Genomic DNA, 8,286 nt, shown 5'->3' with positions numbered 1-8,286 from the left:
ACGAAGAGAATTCTTACCAAGCAATGCCCCCATCAAATAAACAATGATTTTATTTTGAACCTCAATGTATAGTAGCAACAAAGAAATAACTTTAGACATCAAGTTTGCCGCCTCCTTTGTTTGAGTAATTTTTTGAATGGTCAACTAAAAATTACCCTTAAATTGAGGGGGTGGCAATACCTTAATATAAATTTTTCAATAACAACAAGGTTTTTGACACAATAATCTATAAAACTTTTGACAATACGAAACTTAATAAGGGAGGCCTATTATGACAGGAATAGAAACAGGTAAAGAGTTAAAATTTGAAAACCTTATTTCTCTGAGGAGAAAAATGACACAGCAACAATTACAAGAAGAATTAATGAAACTAGGAAAATTTTTAAAGGAAAATAATATTAATAAGGTGGGTCCATTAATAAGTGCAACCTTTTCAGTGGAAAATGTAAATGGGGAACAACTGATTGATTCAGAATTTTTAGTTCCCGTTGATAAAAAAGTAAGTTTGCCAAATGGGTATAAATTCAAAGAAAAATTTCACTTAGTCAACGTTGTTTATAAAAGATATATTGGCAATCCAATGTATATTCAAGAAGCTTACAATGAATTGCTCCAATTTATTCAGCAAAATGGCTTACAGCAAATAACAGCTGCATACAACGTCAATGTTAATGAAGAAGAAGTGGCAGAAGGCGCTGAACCTATTATTGATATTTATTTTGAAATTAATTCATCAATGTTATAGAAAAGGTGTTGATAGAAGAAATCAAAAGAATGGAGTGTTCGCTTCAGAGTTTAATAGACAGCTATACTCCTGAATTTTTATTTAATAAATGTGTTTTTTACTATCTTAAATTTTATTTTTGCTAGAAAGGAGGTGAAATTAATGACAATTGCTATGTACGAACTTAATGAAAGAGAATTGTTGGAGACTAACGGTGGAGGAGTATTTCTCGTTGCTGTAGCTGCAGTTACTGCTGCAATTGTGTTGTTTAATGCTGCTGAAGCTGCTGGTGAAAGTATTGGTAGAGCAATCTATTATGCAACTCACTAAATCTACTATTTTAATTACCCAACGAAAGGAGGAATATTTTATGGGCACAGCGGTTGTTGAACTTAATGAAAGAGAATTAAGAGATATTAACGGAGGAATCGCACCTATAGTTATTTATCTCATAGTTGGTGGTATTGCTCTTGCAGGTTTAGGGGTAGGTATTTATAATGGCTATAAAAAAGCAGAAAGTGAAAATAATCGCTAATACTTAACAAATGTGGTAGGCATTAGGAGTGTTAAAGATGGAAACACAAAACTATTTTGAGCTTTTTATTAATTTTATATTAAAGTATCCATTTATTAAGGTTACCTTAATAACAATAATATTATTGTTTATATTTGTATCTGCTGAAAAAGTTGGAGAAAGTATAGGAACAATGTTTTATTTCATAACTCACAAATAAGTTGATAGCCTCTTATTAAAGGCTATCAACTTGTGGACCAAACCTTAATTTAGACATATCTATAAGCTATTTTATTTTTATATCAATAAATGGACAAGTATTAATGGGATTGGGTACATGTTAAAAAGTAAAGATTAATAGATTGATAATGTCCAAAGGTACTTTAGGCTCTAATAATTAAGAAAATTCAGTAAAAAAACCCGTGGGATAGAATGTGAGTGGATTAATCATGGAAATAACAGCAGGGTTAGTTTTTAAAGTTGCCTCAATTCTTGCGTTGATAGTGTCCATTATGTTATTAATCTTTAAACAAAAGTCAGTAATTGAGATCGATCTCCATTTGATTATAATATTCATCTTTGGAAGTTTAACATCAACTTTTATGGCTTTCAGCAAGTGATTATCTTATTGAAAGTAATATACTTGCCCAGAATCTCTTTTTTAATTATTCTATAGCAAGAGATTTTGGGTGTTTTTTGTTAACATCTGGAAAAGTTAGTTTAAATTGAGGCTTAACCTCTCATATAGTGCTATTTTTTATAGCACTTTTATTAAATAAGGTGCTATAAAAAATACCACTTACCAACTATTAGGGATTATAGTAACATGATGTTAACGAGTAATAATTAGTAATATTATCCAAGCGAAAATTTTCTAATGGTGTCGATTCGAATTGTCTTTTTACAAAACAAATATCATACATATTTGGTTTACTGATAAAGAAGGAGCATTTATTTGTGTTACAATTTATTATTTTACTTACAATTATTGGATGATAGTGGTTATACTTTTATTTTTAGGTTTAAAGATCAGTACGAAAAAAGTTTTCTTTGTAGATTCAAAGTGGATGTTTTCCTTTGCTATACTTGGATTTACCCCCATGATGATAAATAGTATTTTTGAATTGATAAAAAATAAATCATTTGAGGAGAATTGGATGTCTATCATAACTATTTTGATGTTTTTAATATTATTATTTGTTTTTAAAAAGTCATTTGGTAGATTAACAATATTTAATGTAACTGAAGATATTTTGTATGAAAGCTTAATAGAAGTATTTTCTAAAAGGGGATATACCTGCGAAGAAAAGCGTTCCCAGATACTTTTGAAGGAAGTAGACGCTACTATCAAAATATCTATTAATTCGTTGGTAAATACTGCGACTCTTAATATAATAAATCATCATAATATTCAGGATATAAAAAGTGTTTATAGAGATCTTCAAGTTTCACTTTCTCAGAAAATTTTCAAGGGACGAGCTTTTGTAGGTATTGTATATATCCTAATAGGGATTCTGTTGCTAGTAATGCTTATAGGGTTATTGGTGATGTATATAAAAGGTAAATAAATAGTAAGTCATTTCTTATTTTTATTGGAAGTATGGACATAAGATCTAATATTAAACAAGGTACAGATCCAATAGTTTGGTGATAGAATGGTAAACATTTTTATTTTATTTCTTAACTTAAGTATAATTTGGATTTTATCTTTTTTTTATTATAAAGAATACAAGTTGGGAAAAAGTATAAAAAAACATAGTGATTTTTTTAAAGTCTATATAATAAGTATATTTGATAAACAGGTTATTAAATTTAATATTTTTGTTATATTTATTGTTCTAATTTATAGTATATTGTCCATTTTAGAAATTCTTTCAATAGTCCAACTATATTCCGATTTATGGTTTAGAGCTGGAGCATTAGTTGCTTTATTTGTATTGTTTCCTACAAAAAGAGTAAATTTTTTGGTTGGAAAAGAAGGCGTTGTTTTAAATCAGTTTCTTTTTAGTTGGGATAACATAGATTATTGTGAAGTTAAAGAAATAAATGAACATAATGAATTCTCACATTTTTTAGAAATGGAAATAAATAAAAAAAAGATTACAGGGTATATTTCAATAAATGAATCGCTTGATATTTTAAAATTATTGGAAAAATATTGTTCGGAATACAAACTATATCAAGAAACATAAAATTTTTGGGATATTGATTAGGAAGTGTCGACAAATATGGAACTAAAATTATTTAATAAATACCACTGTGTCAAACAACACGATATCAAGGATTGCGGTCCAGCGTGTTTGGCCACTGTATCAAAACAGTATGGACTTAAGATCCCGATTTCAAAAATAAGGGAAGTGGCAGGAACAGATAAACAAGGTACAAATGCCTATGGATTGATCCAAGCGGCTGAAAAACTTGGTTTTACTGCCAAAGGTGTCAAAACAATGAATAAAGAGGCAATATTTGAAGAATTACCTTTGCCAGCTATCGCTCATGTAATTGTTGATGGTACGCTGCTTCATTATATGGTTATCCATAAGATTACAAGGAAAGAAATAATTGTTGCAGATCCGGCCAAAGGCATTGTTAAATATACACCTGAAGAATTTTTTAAGATTTGGACTGGTATTCTTATTTTGCTGGTTCCTACTCCTAAATTCAAAAAAGGAGACCAGACCAAGGGGCTTTTTACTCGTTTCTTTCATTTGCTACTTCCACAAAAGAAACTACTGATACATATCTTTTTTGCGTCTATTTTGTTTACCATTTTTGGTATTTTGGGAGCTTTTTATTTTAAGTTTTTAATCGATGATATATTAACTTACCAACTTAGTAAGACTCTTCATATACTATCTATTGGTGTAATAGTTTTATATCTATTTAAGATATTATTAAGTGCTTTTAGAACTCAACTGTTATTGTATTTAAGTCAAAAGTTGGATATTAGTTTAATTCTTGGGTATTACCACCATGTATTAAATCTACCAATGAATTTCTTTGGAACAAGAAAAGTTGGAGAAATTATTTCAAGATTAATGGATGCGTCAAAGGTGCGTGAGGCTATATCTGGTGCTACATTAACTATTATGATTGATGTTTTAATGGTGATTATTGGAGGGGCAATTCTCTACTCTCAAAATTCTTTCCTTTTCGGAGTAACTTTATTATTAGTACCGCTTTATATACTAATTGTTTGGGTCTTCTTAAAACCAAATGATAGAATTAACCGTCAAGAGATGGAAAATAATGCTCAATTAACTTCATATATTGTTGAATCATTAAATGGCATTGAAACGGTTAAAGCATATAATGCTGAAAGGCAAGCTAATTTTGAAACAGAAAAGAAATTCGTATCCTTTTTAAAAACTGTCTTTAAACATGGTTTTTTAAATAATGTCCAAGCATCATTAAGAGGTTTTGTTGAGCTAGTAGGTGGAGTGATTATTCTTTGGGTTGGAGCCTATCAAGTGATTAAAGGGAATCTGAGCGTTGGACAACTCATCACATATAATGCTCTATTGGCTTATTTCTTAGAACCGATTAAGAATCTGATTAATCTACAGCCTATGATGCAAACTGCTATTGTAGCAGCAGACCGTTTAGGGGAAATATTAGATTTAGAACTAGAAAAAGATGAAAACGAAGAAAAAAAGATTAATCCTGCTTCATTAAAAGGAAGAATAACAATAAAAAACTTAGACTTTCGTTATGGTACAAGGCAACTAGTATTAAAAAATATCAATCTATCAATCGAACCCGGAGAAAAAATCGCTTTGGTAGGAGAAAGTGGTTCTGGGAAAACAACTTTAGTAAAGTTATTAATGAACTTCTATCAAGCTGAAAAAGGTGAAATTTTAATCAACGATTACAATATACAGGATATCAATCTTGATGTTCTTCGAGGAAAAATTGCCTATATACCTCAAGATACTTTTTTCTTTAGTGGAACGATCCGGGAAAATCTACAATTAGGGTTAGCAGAAGATGTGGAATTAGATAAGATTATTGAGGTATGTAAAGTAGCAAAAGCTCACGATTTTATAAATAACTTACCATTGAGATATAACACGTTGTTGGAAGAGAATGCATCTAACTTATCTGGTGGTCAAAGACAAAGGTTAGCGATTGCTAGAGCTTTATTAAAAGAACCAGATATTTTAATAATGGATGAAGCGACTAGTAACTTAGATTCAATTACTGAAAAAGCCATCTCCGAGACAATTAATCAAGTAGCCCAAGGTATAACAACAATTATTATTGCACATCGTCTTAGTACGATTATGAGTGCAGATAAAATCGTGGTAATGGATAAGGGAGAAATTAAAGAAATAGGTACCCATGACAGTTTAATGGAGCGAAAGGGAATGTATTATCGATTTTGGAAAGATCAATTACCTGATGGATACGAAAAAATGAAGTCTGAAATAGCTACCGGATTAGAAGGCTAGGAGGAAAAAGTATGAAACCAATCATTAAAGATATTAATGATCTTTCAGATAGCCAAGAGATGCTAGCAGCAAAACCTAACCCCTTCGTACCTATTTTTATTTATATTCTATTAGCAATTATTATTACATCGTTAACGTGGACTTATTTTGGAGAGATCGACCAAGTAGTTAAAGCAGATGGAGTTGTAAGACCTAATGAAAAAGTAAGTTCGATCATGTCAAAAGTTGTTGGAAAAGTTGATAAGGTCTATTACAAAGCAGGCCAAATGGTGAAGCGTGGGGATGTTTTATTTACGCTTGACCGAAGTGATTTAATATTACAAAAAGAAGCATTACTTGACGAGATTAATAGGGCAAAACGCGAATATACATTATTAAAGAAGTTTAAGCAAAGTGTGTTAGATAATAAAAACTACTTTTCTTTGGGGAGTGAACATGAAGATTACTATTATAATCAATTTGCAAAATACCAACTGGATTATCAAAAATTAAAAATTGATTTAGCTAGGGCAGAAAAAGATAGTGAATATAATCATCTATTGTTTGGTAATAAACTTGCTGAAACAAAAGAAATGATTAATAATCTAACATTGCTCGAACAGTCAATTATTGATGGAGTAAATTATTTTGTAAATGATAATTACAATCCTGAATTTGTAAATCGATACAATGAATACAAAATAAAATTGCAACAGTACCAACAGGTTATTGAACAACGTAAGAAGGAATACGATATCTCAAATAGTTTAGGCAACAATGTCATACCTAAGATAGATATAGAGAATGATAAACAACAGTATGAGTTAGCTCTACTAGATTTAGAAAATTACAAAAATAATTATTTGCTTAATATTCGTTCAAATATTGAAGAGCTGAAAAAACAGGTGGCAGAATTGGAAGTTAACTACAAAAAAGCAAGTCAAGTGGTTAAAATCAACGATGATGGTGAAGAAGTTGTCGATAACTCAAAGTATACAGAAATATTGCTAGAAAAATTTCAGACGGACAAAATAGTTTTCATAAATGAACAACTTAAGGCTCTAGATGAAAAAATAAGAAATATTGAAAAACAAATAGAGAGTATTGAAATAGGTATCAATGATCGGATCATAACTGCTCCCATTGGTGGGTATGTTAACGTTTCGATCGATTTGAACGAAGGAGATCTTGTTACAGCCGGAACAGAAATATTAAAGATTATACCGGAGAGCGATTCTGAATATAAAGTAATTATTTCAGTGTTAAACAAAGATATATCTAAGATTAAAGTAGGAGATGAAATCAATTATCACTTTCTAGCCTTACCGTATAAGGAATATGGTGAAATCAAAGGAAAGATTAAAAAAATCAGTGTTGATTCCATTGTAAATACACAAAATGGATTAAGTTATTACATCGTTGAAGCTACAATTGATAGTAAGCCATTATATAGTTATAAAGGACAGGAAGCTCAAATTAAGGTAGGGATGGTAAGCGAGGCTTATATCATAACAGATTCCAAAAAAATCTTGTATTACTTGTTGGAGAAAATAGATTTACGAGATTAATTAAAAATAATAGATTTGTATTTATCTGATGTTTGTTCAGAGAGCAACAGGTGATACAATTCCAGGGCACACAGCGACTTTCCTTAGCAATAGTGAAAAATTAGGCGGTCTAGGTATTGATTATTAACGCCTCAAACCATATCACAATATCTGGTTGCTAGCGCCAGATATTTGATTTTTTTCGGTTTTTCAAATGATTACGGAGGAGAATAAAATGAAATTTATTGTTGGTAAGCCGCCAAATATTAATTTCAATCCACAAAATGAGGGATGGAAATCAGAGAAAGAATCTGGATTAATAAAGCTACAAATTCTAGTTATACCTATTGCCTTAGTTTTGGCACTTATAATAGATTCAATTTACTATATTCTAAATATAAATATATTTGATTCATATGTTTCTATAATTTATATTGCATTAATAATTATTCCATTACATGAATTAAGCCATGCCCTCTTATTTCCTAAAGGTATCTTTTCCGAAGATGTATTGTTTGGTTTTTATCCAAAAGCACTTATTTTCTATGCCCATTATGAAGGAGAAATTAAAAGAAAGAGGTTTTTATTAGTTCTTCTTGCACCTTTTATAATTATATCTATATTACCGTTGATTTATATTATTGTTAGTGGTAGTAAAAATGTTTTTTTGGCTGAAGTAATCTTTATTAATGCAATGGCTTCAAGTATAGATTTATTAACGATAACACAAACAATGAAAAAAATTCCGAAGAATGCTCTCATACGTTATAAAGGCTTTAAAAGTTTCTGGAAAGAATTTTAAATCAATTTATAGTTTCTATATACTGGATTTGAGTCAATATATTGGACACAAAAAAGTTAACTCTTATGCTGAATGTTTCAATTGATCTTCGATGGCTTGAGGAGTCAAATAACCTAAAGCACTATGTATTCTTCTTCGGTTGTACCAGCCCTCAATATATTGAAAAATTGCTATCTTAGCAGAATAGTAATCTAGATATTGCACGTGATTTACTTCTTCTTTTTTCAATATAGCATGAAATGATTCAATACAAGCATTATCATAGGGAT

Annotated in this window: 11 protein-coding genes; 10 read left to right on the top strand and 1 reads right to left on the bottom strand. The window is 30.0% G+C overall.

Features of this window, described 5'->3' with window-relative positions:
* The first annotated feature begins 271 nt into the window (after window positions 1-271).
* The 10 genes from BHF71_RS08075 (at window position 272) to BHF71_RS08050 (ending at window position 8,017) form a co-directional block, all read left to right on the top strand.
* Window positions 272-745 (top strand): GyrI-like domain-containing protein, encoded by a 474-nt coding sequence (locus BHF71_RS08075; protein ID WP_069657161.1) that lies wholly within the window; start codon window positions 272-274, stop codon window positions 743-745.
* Window positions 746-886: 141 nt separating this feature from the next.
* Complete coding sequence (locus BHF71_RS12135) at window positions 887-1,054, top strand: hypothetical protein (protein ID WP_176717337.1); 168 nt, start codon at window positions 887-889, stop codon at window positions 1,052-1,054.
* 40 nt (window positions 1,055-1,094) lie between these two features.
* Window positions 1,095-1,259, top strand: a complete 165-nt coding sequence (locus tag BHF71_RS12130) for a class IIb bacteriocin, lactobin A/cerein 7B family (protein WP_176717336.1) — start codon at window positions 1,095-1,097, stop codon at window positions 1,257-1,259.
* A 37-nt stretch (window positions 1,260-1,296) separates the two neighbouring features.
* Entirely contained in the window at window positions 1,297-1,458 is a 162-nt protein-coding gene (locus tag BHF71_RS12125; protein WP_176717335.1) for a hypothetical protein, read from the top strand.
* Window positions 1,459-1,672: 214 nt separating this feature from the next.
* Window positions 1,673-1,858, top strand: coding sequence for a hypothetical protein (locus BHF71_RS11895; RefSeq protein WP_141705363.1), 186 nt, complete (start codon window positions 1,673-1,675; stop codon window positions 1,856-1,858).
* A 273-nt stretch (window positions 1,859-2,131) separates the two neighbouring features.
* Window positions 2,132-2,806: a hypothetical protein gene (locus tag BHF71_RS08070; RefSeq protein WP_069657160.1), complete on the top strand. Its 675-nt coding sequence runs from the start codon at window positions 2,132-2,134 to the stop codon at window positions 2,804-2,806.
* A gap of 165 nt (window positions 2,807-2,971) precedes the next feature.
* Window positions 2,972-3,430: a hypothetical protein gene (locus tag BHF71_RS08065; protein WP_141705362.1), complete on the top strand. Its 459-nt coding sequence runs from the start codon at window positions 2,972-2,974 to the stop codon at window positions 3,428-3,430.
* Window positions 3,431-3,466: 36 nt separating this feature from the next.
* Window positions 3,467-5,689 carry a peptidase domain-containing ABC transporter gene (locus BHF71_RS08060; protein WP_069657158.1) on the top strand — a complete coding sequence of 741 codons (2,223 nt, stop codon included), beginning with the start codon at window positions 3,467-3,469 and terminating at the stop codon, window positions 5,687-5,689.
* A gap of 11 nt (window positions 5,690-5,700) precedes the next feature.
* The gene (locus BHF71_RS08055; RefSeq protein WP_069657157.1) at window positions 5,701-7,236 is read left to right on the top strand and encodes an HlyD family secretion protein; all 1,536 of its coding nucleotides are present in this window, start codon (window positions 5,701-5,703) and stop codon (window positions 7,234-7,236) included.
* A 214-nt stretch (window positions 7,237-7,450) separates the two neighbouring features.
* Window positions 7,451-8,017 carry a DUF3267 domain-containing protein gene (locus BHF71_RS08050; RefSeq protein ID WP_069657156.1) on the top strand — a complete coding sequence of 189 codons (567 nt, stop codon included), beginning with the start codon at window positions 7,451-7,453 and terminating at the stop codon, window positions 8,015-8,017.
* Window positions 8,018-8,080: 63 nt separating this feature from the next.
* Here BHF71_RS08050 and BHF71_RS08045 read toward each other — a convergent pair.
* Window positions 8,081-8,286, bottom strand: a 206-nt coding sequence (locus tag BHF71_RS08045; protein ID WP_141705361.1) for an integrase core domain-containing protein, incomplete at its 5' end; no start/stop codon positions are given.

The organism is Vulcanibacillus modesticaldus (assembly GCF_001730235.1).
GTDB classification, from domain to species: Bacteria; Bacillota; Bacilli; order Tepidibacillales; family Tepidibacillaceae; genus Vulcanibacillus; species Vulcanibacillus modesticaldus.
The sequence above is the reverse complement of the archived record's forward strand: the minus strand, read 5'-3'. Positions and strand labels throughout refer to the sequence as shown.

What these genes read in the sequence shown, in the direction of transcription:
- BHF71_RS08050 (WP_069657156.1), top strand. Translation starts at nt 7,451, where the DNA reads ATGAAATTTATTGTTGGTAAGCCGCCAAATATTAATTTCAATCCACAA.
- BHF71_RS08055 (WP_069657157.1), top strand. Translation starts at nt 5,701, where the DNA reads ATGAAACCAATCATTAAAGATATTAATGATCTTTCAGATAGCCAAGAG.
- BHF71_RS08060 (WP_069657158.1), top strand. Translation starts at nt 3,467, where the DNA reads ATGGAACTAAAATTATTTAATAAATACCACTGTGTCAAACAACACGAT.
- BHF71_RS12135 (WP_176717337.1), top strand. Translation starts at nt 887, where the DNA reads ATGACAATTGCTATGTACGAACTTAATGAAAGAGAATTGTTGGAGACT.
- BHF71_RS08075 (WP_069657161.1), top strand. Translation starts at nt 272, where the DNA reads ATGACAGGAATAGAAACAGGTAAAGAGTTAAAATTTGAAAACCTTATT.
- BHF71_RS12130 (WP_176717336.1), top strand. Translation starts at nt 1,095, where the DNA reads ATGGGCACAGCGGTTGTTGAACTTAATGAAAGAGAATTAAGAGATATT.
- BHF71_RS12125 (WP_176717335.1), top strand. Translation starts at nt 1,297, where the DNA reads ATGGAAACACAAAACTATTTTGAGCTTTTTATTAATTTTATATTAAAG.